General features: G+C 69.8%; 19 protein-coding genes and 2 pseudogenes. 10 read left to right on the top strand and 11 right to left on the bottom strand.

Features of this window, described 5'->3' with window-relative positions; genetic code table 11:
- Positions 1–31 precede the first annotated feature (31 nt).
- Entirely contained in the window at positions 32–1,333 is a 1,302-nt protein-coding gene (locus RNB18_RS04810; protein WP_311712870.1) for a DUF3533 domain-containing protein, read from the top strand.
- Positions 1,334–1,417: 84 nt separating this feature from the next.
- Here RNB18_RS04810 and RNB18_RS04805 read toward each other — a convergent pair whose 3' ends face one another.
- Positions 1,418–1,993 (bottom strand): PadR family transcriptional regulator, encoded by a 576-nt coding sequence (locus tag RNB18_RS04805; RefSeq protein ID WP_311712869.1) that lies wholly within the window; start codon positions 1,991–1,993, stop codon positions 1,418–1,420.
- Positions 1,994–2,118: 125 nt separating this feature from the next.
- Between RNB18_RS04805 and RNB18_RS04800 the strand changes: the two genes are divergently transcribed.
- Both RNB18_RS04800 and RNB18_RS04795 read left to right on the top strand, forming a co-directional pair.
- Positions 2,119–2,511, top strand: coding sequence for a nuclear transport factor 2 family protein (locus tag RNB18_RS04800; RefSeq protein WP_057616073.1), 393 nt, complete (start codon positions 2,119–2,121; stop codon positions 2,509–2,511).
- A 23-nt stretch (positions 2,512–2,534) separates the two neighbouring features.
- Positions 2,535–2,768, top strand: coding sequence for an NAD(P)-binding protein (locus RNB18_RS04795; protein ID WP_311712868.1), 234 nt, complete (start codon positions 2,535–2,537; stop codon positions 2,766–2,768).
- A gap of 131 nt (positions 2,769–2,899) precedes the next feature.
- On the opposite strand, the pseudogene RNB18_RS04785 reads toward RNB18_RS04795, so the two are convergent.
- The 4 genes and pseudogenes from RNB18_RS04785 to RNB18_RS04770 all read right to left on the bottom strand — a co-directional run.
- Positions 2,900–3,372 (bottom strand): annotated as a pseudogene (locus RNB18_RS04785) (transposase); the annotation flags it as partial.
- Between the two features lie 551 nt (positions 3,373–3,923).
- Positions 3,924–5,600 carry a CocE/NonD family hydrolase gene (locus tag RNB18_RS04780; protein ID WP_311712866.1) on the bottom strand — a complete coding sequence of 559 codons (1,677 nt, stop codon included), beginning with the start codon at positions 5,598–5,600 and terminating at the stop codon, positions 3,924–3,926.
- Positions 5,601–5,702: 102 nt separating this feature from the next.
- Positions 5,703–6,581: an alpha/beta fold hydrolase gene (locus RNB18_RS04775; RefSeq protein ID WP_311712865.1), complete on the bottom strand. Its 879-nt coding sequence runs from the start codon at positions 6,579–6,581 to the stop codon at positions 5,703–5,705.
- Positions 6,582–7,116: 535 nt separating this feature from the next.
- Positions 7,117–7,686 carry a TetR/AcrR family transcriptional regulator gene (locus tag RNB18_RS04770; protein WP_311712864.1) on the bottom strand — a complete coding sequence of 190 codons (570 nt, stop codon included), beginning with the start codon at positions 7,684–7,686 and terminating at the stop codon, positions 7,117–7,119.
- A 596-nt stretch (positions 7,687–8,282) separates the two neighbouring features.
- Between RNB18_RS04770 and RNB18_RS04765 the strand changes: the two genes are divergently transcribed.
- The 4 genes and pseudogenes from RNB18_RS04765 to RNB18_RS53605 all read left to right on the top strand — a co-directional run.
- Positions 8,283–9,953, top strand: a complete 1,671-nt coding sequence (locus RNB18_RS04765) for a transposase (RefSeq protein WP_311712863.1) — start codon at positions 8,283–8,285, stop codon at positions 9,951–9,953.
- Between the two features lie 16 nt (positions 9,954–9,969).
- On the top strand, positions 9,970–10,539 hold the full coding sequence (locus RNB18_RS04760) for an RNA polymerase sigma factor (RefSeq protein ID WP_311712862.1): 570 nt from the start codon (positions 9,970–9,972) through the stop codon (positions 10,537–10,539).
- On the top strand, positions 10,536–11,144 hold the full coding sequence (locus RNB18_RS04755) for a hypothetical protein (RefSeq protein ID WP_311712861.1): 609 nt from the start codon (positions 10,536–10,538) through the stop codon (positions 11,142–11,144). The genes RNB18_RS04760 and RNB18_RS04755 overlap by 4 nt, the downstream gene beginning before the upstream one ends.
- A gap of 54 nt (positions 11,145–11,198) precedes the next feature.
- A pseudogene (locus RNB18_RS53605) lies at positions 11,199–11,291 on the top strand (ATP-binding protein); the annotation flags it as partial.
- A gap of 58 nt (positions 11,292–11,349) precedes the next feature.
- Here the strand turns inward: RNB18_RS53605 and RNB18_RS04750 are convergent.
- The 3 genes from RNB18_RS04750 to RNB18_RS04735 all read right to left on the bottom strand — a co-directional run bounded on the left by RNB18_RS04750 (position 11,350) and on the right by RNB18_RS04735 (position 17,310).
- Positions 11,350–11,706: an ATP dependent DNA ligase gene (locus RNB18_RS04750; RefSeq protein ID WP_311712860.1), complete on the bottom strand. Its 357-nt coding sequence runs from the start codon at positions 11,704–11,706 to the stop codon at positions 11,350–11,352.
- 324 nt (positions 11,707–12,030) lie between these two features.
- Positions 12,031–15,915: an nSTAND1 domain-containing NTPase gene (locus RNB18_RS04740; RefSeq protein WP_311712859.1), complete on the bottom strand. Its 3,885-nt coding sequence runs from the start codon at positions 15,913–15,915 to the stop codon at positions 12,031–12,033.
- A gap of 138 nt (positions 15,916–16,053) precedes the next feature.
- Positions 16,054–17,310 carry a hypothetical protein gene (locus RNB18_RS04735; RefSeq protein WP_311712858.1) on the bottom strand — a complete coding sequence of 419 codons (1,257 nt, stop codon included), beginning with the start codon at positions 17,308–17,310 and terminating at the stop codon, positions 16,054–16,056.
- Positions 17,311–17,656: 346 nt separating this feature from the next.
- Here RNB18_RS04735 and RNB18_RS04730 point away from each other — a divergent pair, with 346 nt between their 5' ends.
- The gene (locus RNB18_RS04730) at positions 17,657–18,415 is read left to right on the top strand and encodes a hypothetical protein (RefSeq protein WP_311712857.1); all 759 of its coding nucleotides are present in this window, start codon (positions 17,657–17,659) and stop codon (positions 18,413–18,415) included.
- Between the two features lie 23 nt (positions 18,416–18,438).
- On the opposite strand, the gene RNB18_RS04725 is transcribed toward RNB18_RS04730, so the two are convergent.
- Positions 18,439–19,247, bottom strand: a protein-coding gene (locus tag RNB18_RS04725) for an IS5 family transposase (protein WP_311712856.1) whose coding sequence is annotated in 2 segments (ribosomal slippage) — positions 18,439–18,927 and positions 18,930–19,247 — 807 coding nt in all. Because the reading frame shifts where the segments join, the coding sequence is not laid out codon by codon here.
- Positions 19,248–19,908: 661 nt separating this feature from the next.
- On the opposite strand from RNB18_RS04725, the gene RNB18_RS04720 reads away from it, so the two are divergent.
- Positions 19,909–21,627, top strand: coding sequence for a cellulase family glycosylhydrolase (locus RNB18_RS04720; RefSeq protein WP_311712855.1), 1,719 nt, complete (start codon positions 19,909–19,911; stop codon positions 21,625–21,627).
- Between the two features lie 397 nt (positions 21,628–22,024).
- Here RNB18_RS04720 and RNB18_RS04715 read toward each other — a convergent pair whose 3' ends face one another.
- A complete protein-coding gene (locus RNB18_RS04715) occupies positions 22,025–22,546 on the bottom strand; it encodes a carboxymuconolactone decarboxylase family protein (protein ID WP_311713022.1) in 522 nt (173 codons plus the stop codon).
- A 162-nt stretch (positions 22,547–22,708) separates the two neighbouring features.
- Between RNB18_RS04715 and RNB18_RS04710 the strand changes: the two genes are divergently transcribed.
- Positions 22,709–22,984 carry a type 2 periplasmic-binding domain-containing protein gene (locus RNB18_RS04710; RefSeq protein WP_311712854.1) on the top strand — a complete coding sequence of 92 codons (276 nt, stop codon included), beginning with the start codon at positions 22,709–22,711 and terminating at the stop codon, positions 22,982–22,984.
- 76 nt (positions 22,985–23,060) lie between these two features.
- Here the strand turns inward: RNB18_RS04710 and RNB18_RS04705 are convergent, their stop codons facing one another.
- Positions 23,061–23,531, bottom strand: a complete 471-nt coding sequence (locus tag RNB18_RS04705) for an Lrp/AsnC family transcriptional regulator (protein WP_311712853.1) — start codon at positions 23,529–23,531, stop codon at positions 23,061–23,063.
- Between the last annotated feature and the right edge of the window lie 26 nt (positions 23,532–23,557).

Genomic DNA, 23,557 nt, shown 5'->3' with positions numbered 1-23,557 from the left:
CGCTTCTCTCTTCCTCGTACCGGAGCTGGAAATGAGTAACGCCCACCCCTTCCGCGTCCTGCGCGCGAAGCGTCTGTGGACCGTCAACGGCGTCATCGTGGGCTTCGTGGCACTGCTGTTCACGGTGTTCTACGTCGGCGCCAACATCGACCCTGCCGGTCACCTGCACAAGCTGCCCGTCGGCCTGGTCAGCGCCGATGAGGGGTCGAAGGTCGGTGGCAAGCAGACCGACCTCGGTGCACAGATCACCCAGTCGATCAAGAAGTCGTCCCAGGGCGGAGACAGGATCGACTGGAAGCTGATGGACGAGGAGGAGATGAAGGAGGAACTGGGCAAGGGCAAGCTGTTCGGCGCGCTCGTCGTGCCCCGCGACTTCACCGCCACTGTCGCCGCCCTCACCGGCCCCGGGATGGTGGCCGGCAAGCCCGTCCGCCCGACACTCACCGTGCTGACCAACCAGTCCGCCGGCAGCGTGGGGTCGAGCATGGCGCGGCAGGCCACGACGGCGGCCGCGCAGTCGGCCTCCGCACAGGTGGGTGAACAGCTGACCGCTCAAGCCGAGGCCGCGCAGGCCCAGCTGCCCGCTGCCGCGCGCCTGCTGCTGGCCGACCCGGCCGTGGTGCAGATCGAGGACGGGCATCCGCTCGACTCGCACAGCGGCCTCGGTCTGAGTGCCTTCTACTACTCCCTCGTCCTCGTCGTCTGCGGCATGCTCGCCGCCAACGTCATCAGCGGCCAGGTGGACCACGCCCTCGGCTACACCCACAGCGACATGGGCCCGCTGCGGGTCCACAACCCGCTGCTGCGCGCGACTCGCGTCCAGACCCTGGCCATCAGTAGCACGCTCATGATCGGTCTGTCCCTGCTCATGGGCAGCCTGACCCTGGCCGGTGCGGTGGGCATCATGGGCATGGACGCCTCTCACCTGCCCCTGCTGTGGCTCTTCTCCGTGTGCACGATCGCGGTTGTCGGCATCGGCGGGCTCGGACTGCTCGCTGTGTTCGGCACGCCGGGGATGCTGTTCATCACGATCTTCTACATCGCCATGGCGGTACCGACGTCCGGCGCCACGGTCCCTCTCCAAGCCCTCCCCGGTTTCTACCGCGCCCTCGGCGAGTTCGAGCCCCTGCGCCAGGTCACGGGCGCCGTCCGCTCGATCCTCTACTACGACGCCCAGGCCGACGCGGGTCTGACCCGGGGCTGGGTGATGCTGGGCGTGGGACTCGCGGTCGCCTGCCTCTTCGGCTTCGGCGTGACCCGGTTCTACGACCGCAAGGGACTCCATCGCATTCCCGCCGACGAGGAACCGCAGCCGCTCCTCGCCCGGGCATAGTCCGACGACCGGTGAGGGGTGGAGTCGAACACGATCGCCCCACCCCCGCTTTCGTGACCGATCGTGCAGGTGGGATCGTCGCGGTCAGCCGTCGGCCCGCAGTGCCGCTGTGCGCTGCTCGAGCCTGCGCAGCGCCATGTCCCCCCACTGGAGGTTCTCCCGCTCGAACGACATCCCGCGCAGCAGGGTGAGATACGGGCCGATGCGCTCGGCCTCGGCGAAGTACGCCTCCTCGGAGCGCCCGTCGAGCAGGCGCTGCCGGAGCCGCTCGTAGCGGGCCAGCTTGGCGGTGGCCCACTCCATGCGCTCGGCGATGGCGGTCCGGACCGCTTCCACGTCGCCCGCGTCCAGGCACTGCACCTTGACAAGCAACTCGTCCCGGATCACCGCCGGCTTACCCAAGGGTTCGGCGGTGTAGGCGTGGACGGCCATCCGCCCGGCCTCCGTCAAGGAGAACAGTCGCTTGTTGGGGCGGCGCTTCTGCTCGACGACGCGGGCCGTGACGAGTCCTTCGGCCTCCATGCGATCCAGCTCCCGGTAGAGCTGCTGAGGCGTCGACATCCAGAAGTTGGCGACCGTCGCATCGAACGCCTTCGCGAGGTCGTACCCGGACGCCTCGCCCTCCAACAGCGCGGCCATCACCGCGTTCCGCAAAGCCATGGATGCACGCTAACAGATTAATCAACAACGTGACTAATAGTCACCTCTCCCCTGTAGACACGCCCTAACGGGCCCTCTATTCTCTACCACACCTATTCACATTTTTGAGTATCAGAGGTGGGCTCATGCATCCCTTCCGCAAGGCCGTCGAGAGCCGCGACCTGGACGCCGTGGCCGCTCTGCTGGCCGACGACGTCGTCTTCACCAGCCCTGTCACCTTCAAGCCGTACCCGGGCAAGGCGATCACCGCGGCGATCCTGCGCGGCGTGCTCCGGGTCTTCGAGGACTTCACCTACGTCCGTGAGATCGCCAATCCCGACGGCCGCGATCACGCCTTCGTCTTCACCGCCACTGTCGCCGGCAAACAGCTCCAGGGATGCGACTTCCTGCACTTCGACGACGACGGGAAGATCGACGAGTTCACAGTGATGGTGCGCCCGCTCTCCGCCGCCCAGGCGCTCGGCGAGGCCATGGGCGCCCAGTTCGAGCAGATCGCCCGAGAGGCCGCCGAACAGTAACCACGACGACGGACTTCGACGCGGTGGTCATCGGCGCGGGGCAACGCCGGACTGACCGCCGCCACCCTCCAACGCAGGGACTGCGCACCCTCCTGGCGGAGCGCCACAACGTCCCCGGCGGCTGCGCCACCTCCTTTCGACGAGGCCGCTTCGAGTTCGAGACGGCGCTGCACCAGCTGTCCGGAGTCGGCCTGGAAGTCCAGCCGTACATGCTGCGCGGGCTGTTCGAGAAGCGGGGCGTCGCTGACTCGCTGTAGTTCGTCCAGGAGCACGATCTGTATCGCGCCGTGGTACCCGGTCGACACGATGTGACCCAGCCCGCCGACTGGGCCGGCGCCGTGGACGCCCTGGAGGACGCCTTCCCCGGCAACCGCGCCCGCGTCGAGCGTTTCTTCACGCTCGCCAGGGACGTGTCGGAGCCGTCACGGCACACGACCTCGACGCCCGGATGCTCGCGCAGCCAAGCTTCCAGCGTGTCGGCGGTGCGGTCGGGCAGCATGTCGATCCGCTCATAGGTCTCGGCGTCGATCACCACGGTGGCATAGCGGTGCGGCCGGCGCAGAGCGAAGTCGTCGACGCCGATCACGCGGGGCGTCCGCCCGGTGGGCAACGGGATGCGCAGCAAGGCGCGCAGGGCCGTGTGGCGAGCAGGCCCGCCGCGGGTATCGCCAGCAAACGAGATCCCGCCTGGCCCGCCAACTCCTTCACCACAGCCTTGACTTACCTGGTCAGACGGGCCGTGCGTCGCTGGTGACGCTCAAACACTCCGGGCATCTGCTCGCGGAAGGGCTGCCGGCAGTCGCGCGTGGGACACACCAAGCGCCGCACCCGCACACGGACGTCGAGGACGGCTGCCCGTCCGCCGCCTCTGCTCGAGGGCGTTGCGCCGCTCGGGGCGGTTGAGCAGCAGCCACCGGACGGTGCCGCGTTGCTCGACGAGCAGAGGTTCCATGCCGGTCAACGTGGCTCCGCGGCGAGTTCGGTGCGCCGGCGGTTGCGCAGCAGGTAGCGCTGGGTCTTGCCGCTGGGGGTCGCGGGCAGGGCGTCGATGAAGTGGATCGTGGGCGGCGTAGCGGGCCTTGACCAGCAGCTGGAGTTCGGTGGCCAACCCTGGCTGCAGATCGAGCAGGCGGGCCACTCATGCGCTCTTGGCCCAGGACCTCGGTGCCGTACTCGACCGGATGGCCGCCCCCTCCGGATCCGGCCGCGTCATCGCAGGACGGTCGAGCGGAACCTGGACGGTCTGCTGACCGAGGAATCTTCACCGCGGCGTTTGCCGAGGGGCAGGTGCCCGTGAGAGGTCATCGCCTCCGCCGCAGGATGCCTGCCGCCCTTCGACCGAGCCGACATGGCAACTTCGGCGCCCTTGCCCACCGGAGCAACGGATCGGCGGGCTCTCCCATCGCGCCCGGTCAGGCTGGAGGCACCACGGGCAGGACGATGCGGGAGGGGCGTGCGGGGTCGTGGAAGACCTGCTGGCGGGCCACCCGGCCCGTGGTCGCGGTTTCCTCGGGTTCGCCCGTGTTGAGATTCCGGTCCCAGCGGGGGAAGTTGCTGGAGGTGACCTGGACCCGTATCCGGCGCCCCGCCCGGAAGACGATGCTGGTCGACCACAGGTCCACGACGTGCTCGGCCGCCTCGCCCGGTTTCGCCGCGCGCACCCTCACGATGCCGTCGGTCACATTGCGGGAGACACCGTTCTCGTCGACGTCGCACAGTCGTGCCACCCAGTCGGTCGAAGGACCGCCCGTGGCGGTGAAGAGCACAGCCCGGACGCGGCCGGTCACCTCGACGTCCTCGGTGAGCGGTTCGGTGGTGAAGACCAGCACGTCCTCGCGCGCCTCCACGGCCGTCTGGTCGAGCGGCCCGGGACGGAACTCGTCAGACAGCAGGAGCGCTCCGCCGGTGGTGGGTACCGGGTTCATGGGGTCGTAGGTGAACTCGTCGGGCTGCTCGGCGATGGACGGCGGCTCAGGGGTCAGGCGTCCGTCCGCGCGCAGGTGGAAGTGGGTGTCCACGGCCCGCGACAGGGGCCATTCCGTCTCCTCGCGCCACTGGTTGATGCCCATGACGAACAGCAGCACCTTGCCGGTGTCCGGCTCCAGAGCCTCGCCATCGCCGATCGTGCGCTGGCACCAGTCGAGTTGCAGGTCGTGCAGGCGTCCGCGCATGCCCATGAAGGCGGAGTTCGCGGCGAACCCGAAGTTGACGTCGCCGACCACGTGCTGCTGGTTGGCGTGGCTCCACGGGCCCATGATCAGCGTGGCGGACCGGCCGGCGCTGCGCATGGCGGCGAAGTTGTCGAGCGTGCCCTGGGCGAAGATGTCGTACCAGCCGCCGACCTGGAAGGTGGGCAGGTCCACCTCGTCGTGCCGGCCTGCGACCCGGCAGGACGTCGCCCAGCCGGGCTCCCGGCGGGACCGCTCGTAACCCACCTCGGGCAAGTCGTGTCGGGCGAACGCGGGGAACCGCCCAGCGGGCAGTTCCCCGTAGCCGCCGTCTGCCAGACCGTCGAGATCCTGCACGAGCCTGCCGAGACTGCCCACGAGCGCGGCGGGGTCGGTGCTGTGCCGGCGCATCAGCGCGTCTGTACCCATCATGAGAGTCCACGGCGCGGTGATCCCGAGCTCGATCGCACCGCCGCGCGTCCACAGCCCGTCGTCCGGATCGGACCACGTGACCATCGGCGCGATCGCCTTCAGCTCCGGCGGCTTCGACAACGCCGCCATCCACTGAGTGTTGCCGAAATAGCTGGCGCCGATCATGCCGACTGAGCCGCTCGCGCCCGGCAGAGCAGCGGCCCACCGCACGGTGTCGTATCCGTCGCTCTCCTCATACGTCCACGGCTCCCACTGCCCCTCGGAGGCGAACCGGCCACGGGTGTCCTGGATGACCACCATGAAGCCGCGCCTGGCCGCCGCGAGGGGGTCGAGGACGATGCCCGCCAGAGGCGTCTGCTTGCCGTACGGCAGCCGGCTCAGCAGTACCGGCCACGGTCCCGTACCGCCGGGCCGGTAGACATCGGCGCGCAGCACCGTACCGTCACGCATCTGAGCCGGAACGTCGAACTCGATCTGGATCGCCGCCATGTACTGCTCCTTCGCGCCACGACACTCTCACGTGACATGGTCGAAGCTGGCCCTCTCACGCACTACCCCCGAACGAGGGTGTTCACAGCGCTCTCGGGGCCGTCATGCCACCGCGTTCAGCAGGTCGGCCAGCAGGTCGGGCCGTTCCAAGGCGATGAAGTGGCCTGCTCCCGGCACCTGCGTGAAATCGGCGGCCGGCAGCAGCTCCTTGTCGGCTTGCCGGTCCGCTGGCCGGGACCAGTCCTTCTCCCCGTAGACGAGGTGGACGGGTGCCTTGACCTCGGGGTAGCGCGAGCGGGCGGCGATGAGACTGGGCAGGCTCTGGTACACGGCCCTGGCGACGGTCGAGTAGCCGGGGCGGCGGCCCACCTGGAGGAGTTCGTCCAGGTAGTCCTCCCGCAGCGCGGTCTTGTCACCCAGCCCGCCCTGCAGGATCCTGCGGACGACGGCCTTGGGCTCCACCCCGGCGACCACCGGGCCCACCCCCGGAGTGAGAACACCGGTGACCACCACACGGGCGAGAAGACTGGACCGGGCGATACCATCGCGGAAGTCGTACGTGTTCACCGCGACGACGCGCCGGACCCGCTCGGGCAGGTCGGCCGCAGTGGTCAGGGCGAGCACCGCCCCCATGGACTCCCCGACCAGGGTCACGTCGTGGAGGTCGAGTTCGGTCAGGAGCCGCTTGACGCCCGCGCGCATGGCCGGCTCGTCGTACGACGCCCCGGGCACGACCTCGGAGTAGCCCATCCCCGGCAGATCGAGGGCATACACGGTGTACTGGTCCGAGATCAGGGGGATGAGGGAGCGGAAGTGCTCGGCCTGGGTGCGCACGGTGTGCAGCAGGACCACGGGAGCGCCGGCGCCCGCTCTGAGGTAGCGCAGGGTCCCCTCGTCGCTGCGGTCTCCTGCGCGCGGGGCGATGGTGTGGCTGGTGGTTCCCGGGATGTGAATCGTGGGACGTGGCTCTGAGCTGGGCATCTCGTCAGTTTCCCTTTGCGCGAACTGCTGCGGACGGGTGATTCGGACAGGGCCCGCCCGAAGGGGGCGTGACCACGGACCAGCCCTTGGATTCATCGAGAAACCGACCGGTTTCCATCATCGTAAACCGATCGGTTTCCAAGCGCAAGGCCGAGGTTGCCATCCGCAGCAACAGGGTCAGCGCACAGAAGAGACGCGAGAGTGTCATCCGCACAGCGGTCGCCGATTCCGCGCTCAAGGGCTACTACGGCACACCTGAACGCTCCAGCTGCAGATGTAGGGCTACGCCACCGTGGCCGGCCGTCGAGGCCGAGGGTGATGCGGCCAAGTGGTCCAGGCCGACTGGATGAGACCCTGGGAAACCGCGTACCCACTGTGGGGCGCTGATGCCGACGAGACGACGGCCTTCCCGGCACGCGGCACGCCCGTCAACACCCTTGCAGCCACCGGGCTCCCCTCGATTGCGGGGAATCAGGGGCGGGAGCCATCGGCCTGGGGAGGGCACTGTCACGGCACCTGCTCGAAAGGGGATGCGTCAGTGCATGCCTGCCGCATCGAGCAGGGTGGCCACGGCGGGCGTGACGAGCCCTGTCAGATTGTCGGCTCCGATCCCCGCGCGGGCGCTGGCGCCGTCAAAGACCAGGCTGAGCTGCCGGGCCAGCAGGTCGGGATGGCTCACCCCGCCCCGTTCGGCCTCGGCACGGAAGAAGGCGGTCAGATTCTCTTTGACCCGGTGGGCCACCTGGCTCGCAGGGTGGCTCTGGTCTTTGAGCTCGACCTGAGCAGCCAGGTACCGACAGCCTTGGAAGTCGGGCGCACCCGCCTGCTCCTCCAGCTGGTCGAAGACGTGCAGGATCCGCTCGCGGGGTGAACGGCCGTCGTCCGCCGCCGGCAGGAGCCCGGCCGCGAAGGCAGAGGCGCGCTCCCCCAGGCTCGCCGCCAGCAGTTCGTCCTTGCTCTCGAACAGCTGGTACAGGGAGCGCTTGGACACCCCCGCCGCCTTGCACAGCGCCTCGACGCCGATGCCGACACCGTCTCGGTAGGTGAGCGTGGCCGCCGCCTCCAGCAGCCGCTCTCTGGTACTTGGCTTCACTTCGGTGGTCATACCGCGAGGTTAACTCGATGTGGAGAAAATGAAAACCGATCGGTTTACAGCGCATTACCGGGGCGATCTCGCGCCCCCCCACGGGCCGAGCGGGCGCATGAGTACGGTTCCGCTACGCCGGGCCGGCGGTCTTCTCGGCTTCGTCCGGGCGGGGACGCGGTGCGGCCCCTGGTCAGGCCCGCGCCCGCTGGGCGGCGTTGCAGAGGATCTCTGCCGCAGCGGCTTCGAACTCTGGGAGGACGCGCGCGAAGGGTCGTGGCCGACCTGCCCGTGCCGGACCTGGCAGGCCGGGACAGTCGGGAAGCGGCCGTCGCCTCGGCCGGCGCGACGGACCTCCCCTGGGGTGGGTAAGTACAGTGCCCGTGGCGATGAAAGGAACAGGTCCCGGCCGGACAGGTGGGGGGTTGGGAACTGCTGCCGATGGACTTGGCAGAAGTAACTTCTGGTGATCGTGGGTGAGCGCCTGTACTGGATGCGGTGGTTCATCTGCACGCCAAGAGGCTCTGTCGGCGGGTTGTGCTGCCCGCGGTTTCGGGAGGGAACGCAAGTTCGTGGGTCGAATGGGTGACCTTTGCGGATGCTGCTCGTTGACTGCCGTGGACGGGGGTCTTCGGCAGGGCGGGGGTGTACGAGTGGGCGGGCTGCGGGAGTTGGCGGCGTCGTTCGTGGTGCCCGGCCCGGCCGGAGTGGCGATCCGGGACCGGCTGCGGGTGTCGGATGCGGACGCGGCGGTGCTCACCGAGGTCGGCGTCTACTTGGGGTCGCTGGCGGCCGGTGATCTCGCGGAGCGGTCACGGCAGGGGCTGGCGCATGACGCGGCGTCCTGGGCGGTGCGCAAGCGGGAGCTCACGGGGAGGTCGTCGGCGCGCTGGGCGGGCAGTATCACCAAGGCCAGCCATGACCAGTGGGCGCTGGCGAGGCGCGGGCAGACCGCCCACATGGCCTGGCTGCGGAAGCAGATCGCCTCCATCGAGGCGCGGCTGGCCCGGCCGCTGGGCGCCAAGGCCGACAAGCGCGCGGGGCTGGTGCGCGGTTATGCCTCGCGGGGTGAGTGGCATGCCAAGTCCCGCCGTCTGCAGACGCTGAAGGCCCGGCTGGCGGGGATGGAGGCGGACCGGGCGGCGGGCCGGGTGCGGGTGGTGCGCGGCGGCAAACGCCTCGCGAACACCCGCCACCACCTTGCGGCGGCCGGACTGGACGAGCAGGCGTGGCGGGAGCGCTGGCGCGCGGAGCGGATGTTCCTGGCCGCCGACGGGGAGTCGGGCAAACGCTTCGGCAACGAGACGATCCGCGTCACCGACACCGGCCGACTCTCGGTCAAGCTCCCGGCTCCGCTGGCTCACCTGGCCAACGCCCCGCACGGCCGCTACCTCCTCGACGCCACCGTACGGTTCCCACACCGGGGGCAGGAGTGGCGTGATCGGGTCACCGCGAACCGGGCGGTGGCCTACCGCATCCACCACGACCCGGTACGCGGCCGCTGGTATGTCACCGCCTCCTGGCAGCGCGCCGCCGCTCCTGCCCTGCCGCTTCAGGCGGCGCTGGCGCGGGGGGTGGTGGGGGTGGACATGAACGACGACCACCTCGCCGCCTGGCAGTTGGATGCGCACGGCAACCCGGTCGGCGAACCGCAGCGCTTCTTCTACGACCTGACCGGCAGCACGGAGCACCGGGACGCGCAGATCCGGCACGCCCTGACAAGGCTGCTGCACCACACGCGGCACTGCGGGGCCGCCGCGATCGCCATCGAGGACCTCGACTTCACCGACGGCACCAGCCGCGAGAAGCACGGCCGCAACAAACGCTTCCGCCGCCTCATCTCCCGCTTCCCCACCGCAAAACTCAAAGCCCGCCTCGTCTCGATGGCCGCCGAACAAGACATCGCGATCGTGGCGGTCGACCCTGCCTACACCAGCCGCTGGGGCGCGCAGCACTGGCAGCAGCCGCTCACCACGACAACCCGCAAGATTTCCCGGCACGATGCGGCAAGCATCGCGATCGGGCGACGCGCCCTCGGCCACCCGATCCGGCGACGGACGACACCGCCCCCGCCCCACCGGAGTGATGGTGCGGGGCATCGGACCGTCCAGGCCCGACCGGACACCCGCAGGCGTGAGGAAACCCGCCCCCACATTCCCGGCCCGCGCACCGGATGCGCGCCGCCCGGCAGTGGAGCGAAAGCGGGCGACCAGGGTGCCCACCACCGTTCGGGACACCCGGCTGAGCACAGGTCCTGGCAACAGGACTCACTCCCGCTCAGTCTTTAGGAACGGTGTGGAATCCATGCTGGAGCAGGAACGTGCCCGGGCCCGAGAAGCCCGCTTCGATGCGCTGGCGCGCGCGGTGGCAAAGCCGCTGCACCGGTATCTGCTGCGCCGGGCGGACGCCGACGCGGTAGACGACATCCTCGCGGAGACGATGCTCGTGCTCTGGCGCCGCATCGAGGACGTGCCCGGGCTCGGGCAGGGCCCCGTGACCGACCCCGACGGCGTGCTGCCCTGGTGTTACGGCGTCGCACGCGGCTGCCTGTCCAACGCCCGCCGGGCGGACGGGCGCCGGCTCCGGCTGGTGGAGCGGCTGACCCGTACCGCACCGCCGCCAAAGCCCGGGGAAGCCGACCACCCCGAACTGCAGGCCGCACTCGGCACACTCGGCGCCCTGGACCGTGAGGTGGTGCTGCTCTGGGCATGGGAGGGGCTGACACCGCGCGAGATCGCGGAAGTGACCGGACTGACCGCCAACGCCGTCAGCATCCGCCTGCACAGGGCAAAGAAGAAACTCGCCGCTCTGCTTGACCGAAAGAATGACGACAAGGCCGGACATGAGACGGGTGAAGGAAGGAGCAACCGGTGAACGACGAAGAACTGCTGGCCCGGATGAGGGCCATCGACCCGGCGCGGACCTCTGATGCTCCCCAGCCCGACATCAACCGTCTCCTGGAGGCCACCATGACCGCCGACACCACAGTCCGCACCTCCCCCCGCACATCGGACCGCCCCCGCCGCCCCCTGCTGATGGCCGCAGCAGCAGCCGCTGTGCTCACGGTGGGAGCCGGCATCACCTGGGGAGTCACGGCGACCCGCGACACTCCTCCCGCTGTGGCCGCCCCGCTGGCCCTGACCGTCCAGCAGGACACAGGCGGCGGCCCGGCCACAGCGTGCGCCGAACTCGACGTCACCACCCTGCGCCAGTACACGACCGCCTTCGAGGGCACTGCGACCTCCATCGACGGCGACCAGATCACTCTCCGAGTGGACCACTGGTACCGGGGCGAAGACGCCTCCACCGTCCGGCTCGACAACACGCACGAAGGACAACTGGAGTCATTCGGCCAGGAGTTCGCTGTCGGCCAGACCTACCTCGTCTACGCCAAGGACGGCAAGGTCCCGGTGTGCTACGGCGATGCCGAGGCCACCCCGAAGCTGCGGAGCCTCTACGACCGGGCGTTCCGGCAGTGAGCGCACAAGCTCGGCGGCTGTTCCGTCTCGCCAGGTCTGCCGTTGCCTCGTTGCGAGGTTCAGCGGCAGCCGGTCGGTAAACGCGTCACCGCTCGCATCGCCCTGCCCGACGACCCGGGCGGGGACGTCGGACGCCGCCCCCAGTAGCAGCCAGCGCTCGCCCTCGGCCCCCGCCGTCACTGACGGCCTGATGAGAAGCGGCGCGCTACAGGGGGGCGATGTCGGTGGGAGAGAGGTCGGGGCGGGCGCGGTGCCGGCGTGCGGGGTGGCGCCACCGGCCGGAGGCGTCGCGGGCGACGTCGACGCCGACTTCTACCACCAGCTCGGGTTCCACCAGCGTGACGTTCAGCTTCTCCCGGCTGCCCCACCCGGCAGAGAACGACCAGCGTGTCCACGGATGACCGCGCCGCCCCGCAGCGAGCAGGCCGGCGACCGCCGCACCTGCCGCCTGGGCGAGGGTGGGCGTGCGGCCGACGTACCGCAAGCGGCCTTCGGTGTCGTACCTGCCGAGCAGCAGCGTGCGGGGATCGGCCAGAGAGCCGGTGAGCGCGCCGACGATCACCTCGCTCGTCTCGCGGACCTTGTAACACGGACTCCCGCGCGGCCCTGCGCCGCCGATACGGCCAAGAGGTCGTGTCCGTCCCGGACAGCCGCAACAGATCGAACGCGACGACCGGGTGCAGAGGCCTACAGGCAGCGCAACACCGGAGCGGTGCATCAACCGCCTCAAACAGTGGTGCGGCCTGGCCACACGAACCGACAAACTCGCCATCGCCTACCACGCCGCACTCCACCTCGCCGCCATCCTCATCTGGACAGGACGCTGACCAAGGAGACAGAACCCAGCCCCTGTGTTCGGGCGGGGGTCCGTCACTGGGGCCCGCGCTCAACCGCTCGCCGGGCACACGCCGCGGTAGGAGGCGTCGGGGATGTAGGTGCGCCACTGGGCCCGGGACAGCGTCGTTCCGGCGCGGGCGCAGATCTGGTCGGCCGCGTACGAGGGGCTGACGGGGTAGCGCTGGAGGGGGACGTGGAGGCTGGTGGCGTGGAGGGTGGCGCCGTCCGGGGTGAAGGCGAGGGAGGTGATGCCCTCGCCGGGGGTGGTGAGGCCGCTGCCGAGGGGTTGCTGGTCGGCGGTGTTCCACAGCTGGAGCGAGCCGGAGTCGCCGGCGACGGCGAGGGTGCCGCCGTCCGGGCTGAACGCGAGGGTGCCGACGGCCTCCGGGGAGCCGTTCGCCGGGGGGACGGGGAAGACGCTGGGCAGCACACCGAGCCGGTGGGTGAGGCTGCCGTCCCACAGGGCGACCCGCCCCGACGCGTCACCGACCGCGGCCCGGGAGCCGTCCGGGCTGAAGGCCATCGCCACGATCTCCTCTCCCAGGCCCAGGCCCAGGGTCCGAGTCGTGCCGGCCCCGGAGGGCAGAGTGGTGAGGCGGTCGCCGTCGACGAGCAGGCGGCCGTCCGGCCGCAGCGCCGCCGCTGCGGGGTTCATGTCGCCGAGTACGGCGGTCCTGCGGCCGGTCGTGGTGTCCCAGGTCTCGCCGATCTGGCCCTCGGACTGATCGCGGACGGTCACCAGCAGCCGTCCGCCGGGGCCGAGGGCGATGAACTCCGCTGCTGCGGCCGGTGACGGCGCCAGGGCAAGCGTCGTGCGGATGCGACCACGCGCGATGTCCCAGAGGGCCAGCGACTGCGCCGAGGCGACCCCGCCCGGCGCGGAGACGCCGTACGCGAAGGCGGTGCCGTCCGGGCTGAAGGACATCAGCGGCAGCAGCACGGCGTCCGTCGCCGCCACCGGCCCGGCTCGGTGGTCGGCGGCGGGGAGCGGGGCGGCGGGCAGCGTACGGAGCAGGCGGCCGTCACCCGTGTCCCGCAGCCGGAACGCGTATCCGCTGTCGGACTGCTCGGCGGTGGCGAGCGTACGGCCGTCCGGGCTCAGCAGCGCGGCGTTCAGCGGGGTGCCACGCCACGCGGAGGTGGTCGCCGGACCCACGGCGAGCGTGTGCACCGTGCCCCCTTCGAGGTACCGCACCTCGGGCCGGTCGGGGTCCCAGGCGATGGCGCCGTTCGGCCGCTGGTCGTTGAGGGAGTGGCGGAAGACGGGAGCATCGGGCGCGGAGAGCCGCCATACGGCGAGCTCGGCGGGGCCGGAGGCCGCCAGGAAACCGCCGTCCTCGCTGAAGGACACGGAGGCGGCTTCCGGGTAGGCGATGTCCGCGACCTGCTGTCCCGATGCCGTGTCCCAGACGTGTACGTCCGTATCGGAGACCGCCGCGAGCAGGTGGCCGCGGGGATCGAACTCCACGCGGGAGTTGTCGTCGCCACAGGTGTTCGCGCCCGCGCTCGTCCAGGCACCCGCCAGGTCTCGGTGCGAGGCCAGGTCGCGGACCTGGAGGGGGCCGCTGACGGGGCAGACCGCCACCAGCCGGCCGTCCGCCGTGGCGGCCACGTTCGTCTCGCTGTCCGCCCGGGCCTCGAACAGCAGCCGACCGTCCGAGACGGCATGTAGTTGCTGCCGCGGCTGCTCGATGGCGCTGACCAGATAGCTCCGGGGGTCGGCGTCGAAGGAGAGGAGGTACTGCGACGAAACCGGCGCCGGGCCGGCCCAGCGGCCCGAGGAGAGGTCCCACAGCCGCTCGCCCCAGGCGCCGTCGAGTTCGAGGAGCCTGCCGTCGCGGTCGGCCGCGAAGGCTCTCGAGGTTCCCGTCGGCAACCGCCCGGAGGCGAGGGCCCGGTGGGTGACGGTGTTCCAGGTTCGCCAGGTCCGCCCGTCGACGGTCAGCAGGACGCGGCCGGAGCCGACGAGGAAGCGGGCGGACGTGTCGCTCTGCGCGGGATCGGTGAACGCGTCCCGCTCGGGCTGGGCCAGGGCGTCCAGAAGGGCCGCACGTGTCTCCGGCAGGGGCGCGATCCGCCAGGCGGCCAGGCTCAGCAGCATCGCGGTCCGCGGGTCCGTGGTCCGCATGGTGTCGGACACCGCGGCGACCCGCCGGGCCGCGGTGTCCTCGTCGTCCCGCACCTCGGTGCGGTGCTGCTGCCAGGCGACCAGGCTGATCGCCAGCGCCACGGCGAGCAGGCCGGAGAGCGTGGCGGCCAGGCGCCTGGTCCGCCGCCTGGTACGGGCGACGGCGTGCCGCTCCGCGTCGCGTGCGTCGAGGGCCGCGATCAGGAACGCGCGCTCGGTCGAGGTGAGGTGCTCCTGCCGGGCGTCAGGCGACGGCTCGCCCGGGGACCGTTCGCCCGGGGACGGCGCACCCGTGGACCGCTCAGCCGGCGGTGGCTCGCCCTGGGACCGCTCGCACGGCGGCTGCGCACCCGGCGCGAAGAGTTCCGCGGCGCGGTCCAGGCGCACCCCTCGGTACAGGGCTCCAGGGTCGCGGCCCAGTTCCTGCCAGGCTCGGGCGTCCTCGGCCAGCCTGCGGTGGGCGACCAACCGGACGCGGTCCTCGTCGATCCATCGACTCAGCCGCGGCCAGCTGCTGATCAGCGCCTCGTGGGCGAGTTCCACGGTGTCGCCGTCGAGGGTGAGCAGCCGGGCGGCGGCCAGCCGCTCGACGACCACCGGCAGTTCGGGGTCGGACCACTCGTCCAGTTCCGCGCGGGTGGCCGAGCGGCGCGTGTCGGGGGTGCCCTCGCCCGGGGCGATCAACCGCAGCAGCAGCCGGCGTGCGGCGCCCTCCTGGGCGGGCGTCAACGTGCCGTACGCGCGTTCCGCGGTGGCCGCGATCGCGCCATGGACACCGCCCGCCGCCTCGTACGCGGCGAGGGTGAGGATGCGGCCGCGGCGGCGGCGCCAGGTCTCCAGCAGCGCGTGCGAGAGCATCGGGAGCGCGCCGGGCTGGTCGACGACCTCCTCGACGAGACGCGAGGTCAGCTCGCGTTCGACCACGAGGCCGGCCGCGGTGGCCGGGCCGGTGACCGCCTCCCGCAGTTCCGCCGGGCTCATCGGCCCCACCAGGAGGCCGCAGCGCCGCAGTGCCTCGGTGAGTTCCGGGTGCTCGGCGCACCGCCCGTAGAAGTCGGCGCGCATCGCGATCACCGTACGCAGCCGGGAGTCCGGGGCCCTGGCCGCGAGCAGCAGGTCGATGAAGCGGGTGCGCTCGGCCCGGTCCCGGCAGAGGGTGAACACCTCCTCGAACTGGTCGACGATCAGCCAGGTGTCCGATTCATCGTACTTCGGCGCCAGCAGATGGCCGTACGTGGCCGCCGGGCGCTCTCCCGGAGTGAGGATCCGCAGCGCGGCCGGACGTCCCAGGCCATGCGTGGCCTCCTGGACGGCCGGGATCAGCCCGGCGCGCAACAGCGAGGACTTGCCGCTGCCGGAGGCCCCGAACACGGCGGCGAACCGGTGCTCCCGCACCAGCTCCAGCAGCTCGGCCACCGGACGGTCACGGCCGAAGAACAGCTCCCGGTCACCCGGCTCGAAGCGGGCCAGCCCCCGGTACGGCGACTTCGCGTCGTCCTCGGCGGTGCCCGTGACGTCACGGGCCGCCGCCTGGACCCCGGCGGCCTCCGCCGCGGCCTCCTTCCAGCGCGCCTCCCATTCGTCCGGGTCCACGTCGCACGCCACCGCGTAGGCCCGCGTCACCGCCGCCGACGGGAGCCGCTCCCCCGCCGCGGCCCGGGACAGCGTCGTCACCGACACACCGGTGTGCTGGGACATCTCGCGGTACGACGGGCTGCCCGCCTTCTGGCGCAGCAGCCGCAGTTCGTGGGCGAATCGCTGAACCGGACCGGCGTCCGGGTCCACCGGGCGCTCGGGACGACCCAATCGAAGCTCCCCAAAAGCATCTCAAGACAGTGCTTTTGGACTATGGCGGAGCCGAACGGCATAGGACAACGCCCGGGCCGGTGACCTTGGTCACCGGCCCGGGCCTGGTGCTTCACCGCACTCGGCGGCGTGGTGCTGTCACGCGTGCTCGTAGTAGGAAATGTGGCTCTTCCAGTTGAAGACCGTGTCCGGGATGTAGGTGCCGCCGGGCGGGGTCACGATGAACTGGTCGTCGAAGTTCTGGGGGTTCGCCCGGACGTTCAGTCCGTCACAGCTGCCCATCTGGCGCGACTGGGCGTTCTCCACCTCGCCCATGCACTTGCCGTTGTCCGCCATCAGTTCGTCGCCGTCGACGAACCACCACTGGGTGTGGTCGTTGTAGTTGCAGGTCTTGAGGACCGCGTAACCGCCGGTGTAGCCGAGGCAGCTGTTGCCCTGGCCGATCAGGTAGCCCACCGCGCCGTCCTTGTTGGTGTGCGGCGTCTCGGCGACGTCCCAGTTGTAGTACGGGTGGGTGTGTACGCCCGACCAGAGGTTGTCGGGCACGGGGGAGCCGGAGGCGTTGTGGGGGATGCGGAACTGCAGGCCGTCGGCGATCGGCTGGCCCCGCTTCTCGGCGATGACCGGCTCGACGGACCCGCCGCCGGTGTAGGCGATCGGGAAGGCACCGAAGTTGTGGCCCATGACGTAGTTCACCGCGTTCTGGATGCTGCCGACCATGGCCGGTCCGGCACTGCCGATGCGGTTGCCCACCGTCTTGAGCAGGTTGCCGAGCTCCTTGAACGTGGCCCTGACGCCCTGGCCGACGTACTTCTCGTCCAGCTTGTCGAGGCCGGAGAAGGCCAGCATGGAGACCGTGGCGTCGAAGAAGGCGCCTCCGACGCTCTTCCAGTTGAGGTAGCCGTCGGTCAGGTACTGGAAGGCCAGGGCGCCTACGAAGCCGCCGGTGAACGACGCGATACGCACGCCCCACTTGCAGCCGACCGGTCCGGTGAGCGAGCAGATCAACGTGGAGGCGAGGATCGTGACCACCGCGTCCACGGCGATCTCGACCGCCCGTGCGGTCAGATAGGACCAGCCGGCCGTCGTCGCCTTGTGCAGCTTGCTCACGCAGTCGGCGGCGGCCTCCTTCGCCTTGACGGCCACGATCTTCGTCTGCTGGACGTCGAGCGAGTACGAGGCGGCCTGCACGGTGACGACCGGCTCGGTCGTCACCGTGCGGGGCGGCTTGCCGTACGCGGCCTCGATCGCGTTGACCGAGTCATCGCAGAACTGCGTGGCCGAGATCTTGGGCTGGGCGGCCCTGAGGGCCGGTGCCCTCGCGTCGAGGATCGTGGCGGCCACGGCGGCGACCAGCACGGCGATGAGCAGCGTCCGTAGCGTCCGTATCGGCACCCGTTGGAATGGGCGCCCACTGAACCAGGTCAGCACTGATGAGCTCCTTGGGAGGATGTGTGGGTCAGCGGTCGCGGCGGTGCGGGTGTCGCCGGTGCGCTCCGGCCCCTCGGGGAGGGACTGGGGTGACCCGATCCTGGAGCTGCCACAGTTGTTGCTCAAGCCCCTCGCCAGGCCGCAAACAACCCTGTGACCTGCGTTAACGCGTGCGGCTAGGGCCTGTTACCAACGACCGGCCCCAGAGATCTCTTCAAAGGTCAGTTCCATAGAGCTCGTAACACGATCTTGTCGGTGGCATTGGTGAGGTAAGGGGTGCCGGTCGGATGTGGCTGGGATGATTGCGGACATGACACTGGACTGGTCCCGTCTGGAGCACGCCTATGGCTCCGCATCCGACCTACCACGGCTCTTTGACGAGATCGATGACCCCGACCTGGCTGACGAGACGTGGGAGCGGCTGTGGGCTTCTCTCTACCACCAGGGGTCGGTGTACACAGCCAGCTTTGCCGCCCTGCCCGTTCTGACAGACATCGCTGCCGGCCGCAAACCGGGCGGTCGCTGGCTGGCCCTTGGATTGGCCGGCCGCATCGTCGTCGAGGAGCAACAGCTTCACGAGCCCGGTTACGTCCAGACGCACTACCCGGCTGCGATCAACGAGCTGCACCAGCTGACCCAGAACGTCGTGGTGACAAGGCCCTTCGAGGGCGATGTAGACGACTTTCTGTACTGGCTGGAGCACCTCCTGGCATATGAGGGGGTGCCCGTATGGAGGCGCAGCCTGCGCCGTGAGGCGCATCCCGTGGTGTGCCCCTCCTGCGCACTGAGCTTGGAGATCGACCTTTCCTACAAGGGGCCAGGCACTCGCCGTCGGGACCCGAACGCACGCTTTCGGGTTGTCGGCCGTGAGGGACCCATAGTCCACGGGATCCGCCCGGCGGCCCCCGTGGACCTGCCGCCACTGGCGTCTCGGCTGCACGGTGTGGCCGTCAGGGCCGGCCAGCCAGCAACCGCAGAGCATCTGACCCACCTGTTTGGCTCCACGACGTGTCCCGACTGTGCTTCAGACTTCTCGGTGCCGCACCAGGTCGCAGCCTTCCAGGCATAGCAGTCCAGGAACGCGTAAAAGGATCACGCGTGGGCTTTCTTGAGTCGTCGCCAGCAGATGAGGCTGGAAGCCAACGAGACGAAGGCGTCGTGCAGTTCGGTTCGGCGTTCCCAGCGGACGGCGAGGCGCTTGAACTGGTGGAGCAGAGCGAAGGTCTGCTCGACGACGTAGCGGAGTTTGCCCAGTCCCTTGATGTTCGGGCAGCCCTTGCGGGAGATGACCGGCAGGATCCGCCGCTTGCGCAGCTCACGCCGGTTGGGGTTGGAGTCGTAGCCCTTGTCACCGAGAAGTGAGTCGGGGCGGCGCCGCGGACGGCCCATCCTTCCGGCCACGAGCAGAATGCCGTCGACGAGGGCGAGGGTCTGGGTGACGTCGTTGACGTTGGCCGCAGTGGTGATGACTTTGAGCGGGGTGCCGCGTCCGTCGCAGATCAGATGGTGTTTACTGCCCGTCTTCCGCCGGTCGACCGGCGACGGCCCGGTGTCGGGGCCCCCTTTTTCGCGCGGATGTGGGAGCCGTCCACGCACGCGCGGGACCAGTCGAGTTCGCCGGCCGCGTTGAGTTCGGCGAGCAGGATGCAGTGCAGCCGCTCGAAGACACCGGCCTGCTGCCAGCGATCCAGGCGTCGCCAGCAGGTCTGTCCGGAGCCGAAACCCAGCTCTGGGGGCAGGAGTTGCCAGGCTATGTCGTTGTGGAGCACGTACAGGATGCCCTGCAGACACAGCCGGTCCGCTACCGGCAGCGGGCCCGGCGCCTTCTCCGGCCAGGGCGGCAGCAGCGGCCCGATCAGTGCCCACAACTCGTCGTCCACGATCCACGGCCGAGTACTCACACCCTCCCGAACGGCCGAATCGTCACATCGGTCACGCTGGAGCAGGGGACTTCAACAAGATCGTGCTACGAGCTCATAGCAGGATTGAGGCGATGGTGACGGCGGCGTGGTAGGACTCGCGGGTCTCGGACCGTGTCGGTCGACTCCACCGTCGTCCGGGCCCACCAGCACGCCGCCGGAGCACTCAAAAGGGGGCCGCAACATCGCCAAAACCACCCGGGCGATCCGTGACGAGCCCGGACGAGCCCTCGCCGTCCTGGGCATCAGCAACGCCCCGGACACCCACGGAACTTGATCAAGCCCTGATCGGCTACGCGATGGACGACCACTACCAGACTTCGCTGATATCCAGGCGTCACCGCACCCACTGCCCCGGACCAGGGCAGAGCCCGAGCGTCTCGATGGCCCGTGGCTTGCCGGGACGTTCCGGTCCGTTGCTCGCGGGCGGGGTGCAGTGGAGGCGTGAGCTCTCCCCGGCCTGACCCACTGCAGGGAAGCGCTTCGACGCAAGGTCTTTCGAACTCGATGCAGCATCCATGCGGATCAGCCCATTCTCTCCGTCGCCAGGCTGCGCTAGGCTCCCGCAGCGTGTCGAAGCGCTTCGACGTTGAGTTGACGCCGCCGACATGAGGGCAGGCCTTTCGACTCAATGGAGAGCTCTATGCCGAGTTCAGCCGGTTTCACTCGCCGCCAGGCCATGACGACCTCCGCGGCCCTCGCCGTCGCGGCGTTGTCCACCCCATCGGCCGCCCAGGCCGCTGCCCGGTCCGCAGGTTCCGCCACGTCGGCGTCCGCGCTGGACGTGGTCGCAGACATGCAGCCGGGCTGGAATCTGGGCAACACCTTCGAGGCCATCGGCGCCGACGAGACGGCGTGGGGCAACCCGCGGGTGACCCGGGCGTTCTTCCGCAGGCTGAAGGCGCAGGGCTTCAGGAGCATCCGGATCCCGGTGACCTGGGGCCAGCACGAGGGCCCGGCTCCGGACCACACCCTCGACCCGATGTTCCTGGCCAGGATCAAGGAGGTGGTCGACTGGGCCTTGGCCGATGGTTTCCACGTTCTGATCAACATGCACGGTGACGCGTGGCAGTGGGTGCTGAACATGCCGGCCCAGCATGACGCGGTCCTGGCCCAGTACACGGCAACCTGGCAGCAGATCGCGGCCACCTTCCGGGACGAGTCGCGCCGACTGCTTTTCGAGAGCGTCAACGAGCCCTTCTTCACCGGCAGTTCAGGCGACGAGCAGAACGCCGTTCTGATGAACGAGCTCAACACGACCTTCCACTCCGTTGTGCGCGCGACCGGCGGAGGCAATGCCGACCGGCTGCTTGTCATGCCGACTTTGGGGGACACCCCGGATCAGGCCAAGATCGACAGCCTGCTCGCCACCTTCGCCGCGCTCGACGACCCGAATCTCGTGGCCTCGGTCCACTACTACAGTTTCTGGCCCTTCAGCGTGAACCTCGCCGGCTACACGACCTTCAACGCGGCCACCCAGCAGGACCTGACCGACACGTTCGACCTGGTCCACAAGGCCTTCGTGGCCAACGGGATCCCGGCCGTCGTCGGTGAGTACGGGCTGCTCGGCTGGGACTCCGGCCCCGGCACGGTCGAAGAGGGAGAGACGCTCAAGTACCTCGAGTATCTCGGCCACTACGCGCGATACCGGGGCTTGACCACGATGCTGTGGGACAACGGCAGTCGCTTCAACCGCCGCACCATGCAATGGAACGACCCGAGCCTCTATGCGCAGATACGTTCGAGCTGGACCGGGCGCTCCGGCACCGCCTCCACCGATCAGCTCTTCGTGCCCAAGGGCAGGACCCCGGCGGACGCGACGATCACGCTGAACCTCAACGGCACCAGGCTGACGAGGATCGATGTCGGCACCCGTCATCTGATCCGGGGCGTGGACTACACCGTCAGCGGCAGCACGCTGACGATCGCGGCGGCGACGCTCGGCCGGCTGACCGCGTCGCAGGAGCACGGCACGAATACCGTCCTGTCCCTCCGGTTCACGGACGGAACTCCTTGGGCCGTCAACGTCATCACCTATGACAAGCCGGTACTGACGAGCGCGACGGGTACGACGGCCTCGCTGGTGATACCCACCGCGTTCAACGGGGACAAGCTGGCGACCATGGAAGCCGTATATGCCGACGGCAGCCCCGCCGGTCCGCAGTCCTGGACGACGTACAAGCAGTTCAACGTGGCCTTCACGCCGGACTACACCGCGGGCACGATCACCTTGCCGACCGCGTTCTTCGGCGATGTCACCGACGGCGCCGCCGTGACCCTCACCTTCTACTTCTGGAGCGGGACGCGACTGACGTACACACTGACCAGGTCCGGCACCGCGGTCACTGGTACCTCCGCCTGAAATCGGGCCCATCGGGAAGTCGCGAGGCTGCGAGACCTTCAGTACTGGCTGGCGACGGGCGCTTCGCTGTACGTGCCCGGCGGTGTGACGGCCGATCTCCAGGGATCGGCCGTCACACCGTTCACCTCCGGCCCGGCGAGGGTGTCTGCGAGTAAGGGATCTACGTGAACCCACCGGCGTCCCTGCCGACCCCGGCGATCTTCTGTGTAGCGTCCCGGCCGTGTTGAGTGGTGGACATGTCAATGATCCGTTCACTGCTCTACGCGCGAAGAACCGGCCCCCGCACCGGTGTTCCGTACTCCCAACTCGCCCCCCACGCGCGGAGGTTCACGCGATGCTCGGCCTCGGTACCGCTACCCCCCCCCGCAGGTTCACCACCGCCCTCACCGTCCTCGGTCTACTGACCGCGGGCGCAACCCTTCAGGCGAAGACCTCCCGCAGCACGAACACCGACCGCTCCAGCGGACTGAGCCGCTCCAGGAGCAGCAGCGCCGCCATTGACACCGAGTCGGCCAGCTCCGCCGCGCGGGCCGGGTCCTGGTACGGATCGTCCAGCAGCGGCGCGGGCCCACACGTCGTCGCTGACCCCGGTGGCTGCGTCCGCGACCCGGGTTCCCTGCTCCGCCAGCTCCAGTGCGGCGCGCTCGGCCGCGGTGAAGACCGTCGCTTCCCGCCAGGTCGCGATCAGGTTCAGCCGCACCGGGGTCTCGCCGGCCGCGGCGGCTTCCTTGGTGTGCATGTCGATGCAGACCGCGCAGCCATTGATCTGGCTCACGCGCAGCGCCACCAACTCCTGCGTCGTGGCCGGCAGCGGCGATTCCTTCAGCTCCCGGCCAGCCGACATGAAGTACTTGAGGGCCTTACCGGCGGCCGGGTTGGCGAAGTAGTTCAATCGCGCGTCCGTCGTGTGCTCCTCCATGTTCGTCGATGCCTTCACCCCCAAGACGGCTGCGGTCGGCCTGATTCTGCCAGCGGTGCTCGACATCGCGCCGGTGGGCGCGGCACCACGTCGCTGGAAGACCTCGGCGACAACCATGTCGTCGACTTCGGCCCCGACGCCCCCGAGTACTGGATCGCGGCCATGGTCCCCACCCGTACGCCGCTCGGTCGCCGTATCCCGCGCGGGCCCGCCGCGCGGACGTTCCACGAGGTTCTCTCCCTGGTCGCCTCCGGACAGTGTGTCCACCCGCTGGGCGAGATCGCCGCCCGCTACAACCGTCCCCCCGGCATCGTCTTCCTCCCCGTTCCCGACGCCCCCACCCTCCACTGGGCCCTCGCGTGGCGATCCACCGCCGACAACCCCACCCTCCGCGCACTGGCCCAGACCGCCGCCGACCTCGGCCCCATCTCCATGTGACAGCGGATGACGGGCAGTTGATGGTCGCCGCTGCCGGGCGCCAGGCCGGGCCCCGGCGATGGAGTGGCGTCCGCGCCTACCGGACGGTGTTCACCCGAGGTACCCCGGGGCCGCGCAACGGGAGCGTCCTGCTGAGGACGAGGTTGGTGGTGGTGCTCCCGAACTCGGCCAGCTCGTCGACGATCTCCTCCAGGTGGGCCATCGACGTGGCCGCCACCTTCATGACGTAGCAGTCGTCTCCGGTGGTGCGCAGGCACTCCAGGATCTCCGGGCGCTCCTCCAGCAGCCGGCGCAGCGGCAGGTGCCGGGTTCCCGGGCCCGGGTACTTGAGCCGGACCACCGCCATCACTGGGTAACCGGTCCGCTCCGGGTTCACCTCCGCACGGTACCCCGTGATCACCTCGGCCTCCTCGAGCCGGCGCACCCGCTCCTTCGTCGCCGACGCGCTCAGGTTCACCCGCCGTGCCAGCTCGGTGAACGGGATCCGGCCGTCCTGTTGGACTTCGGTCAGGATCGCCCAGTCCGTCACGTCGAGACTCTCGGTCATACGCCCATTCTACCGGCGGATCCACG

The organism is Streptomyces doebereineriae (genome assembly GCF_031845645.1).
Taxonomy (GTDB): Bacteria; Actinomycetota; Actinomycetes; order Streptomycetales; family Streptomycetaceae; genus Streptomyces; species Streptomyces canus.
The sequence above is the reverse complement of the archived record's forward strand: the minus strand, read 5'-3'. Positions and strand labels throughout refer to the sequence as shown.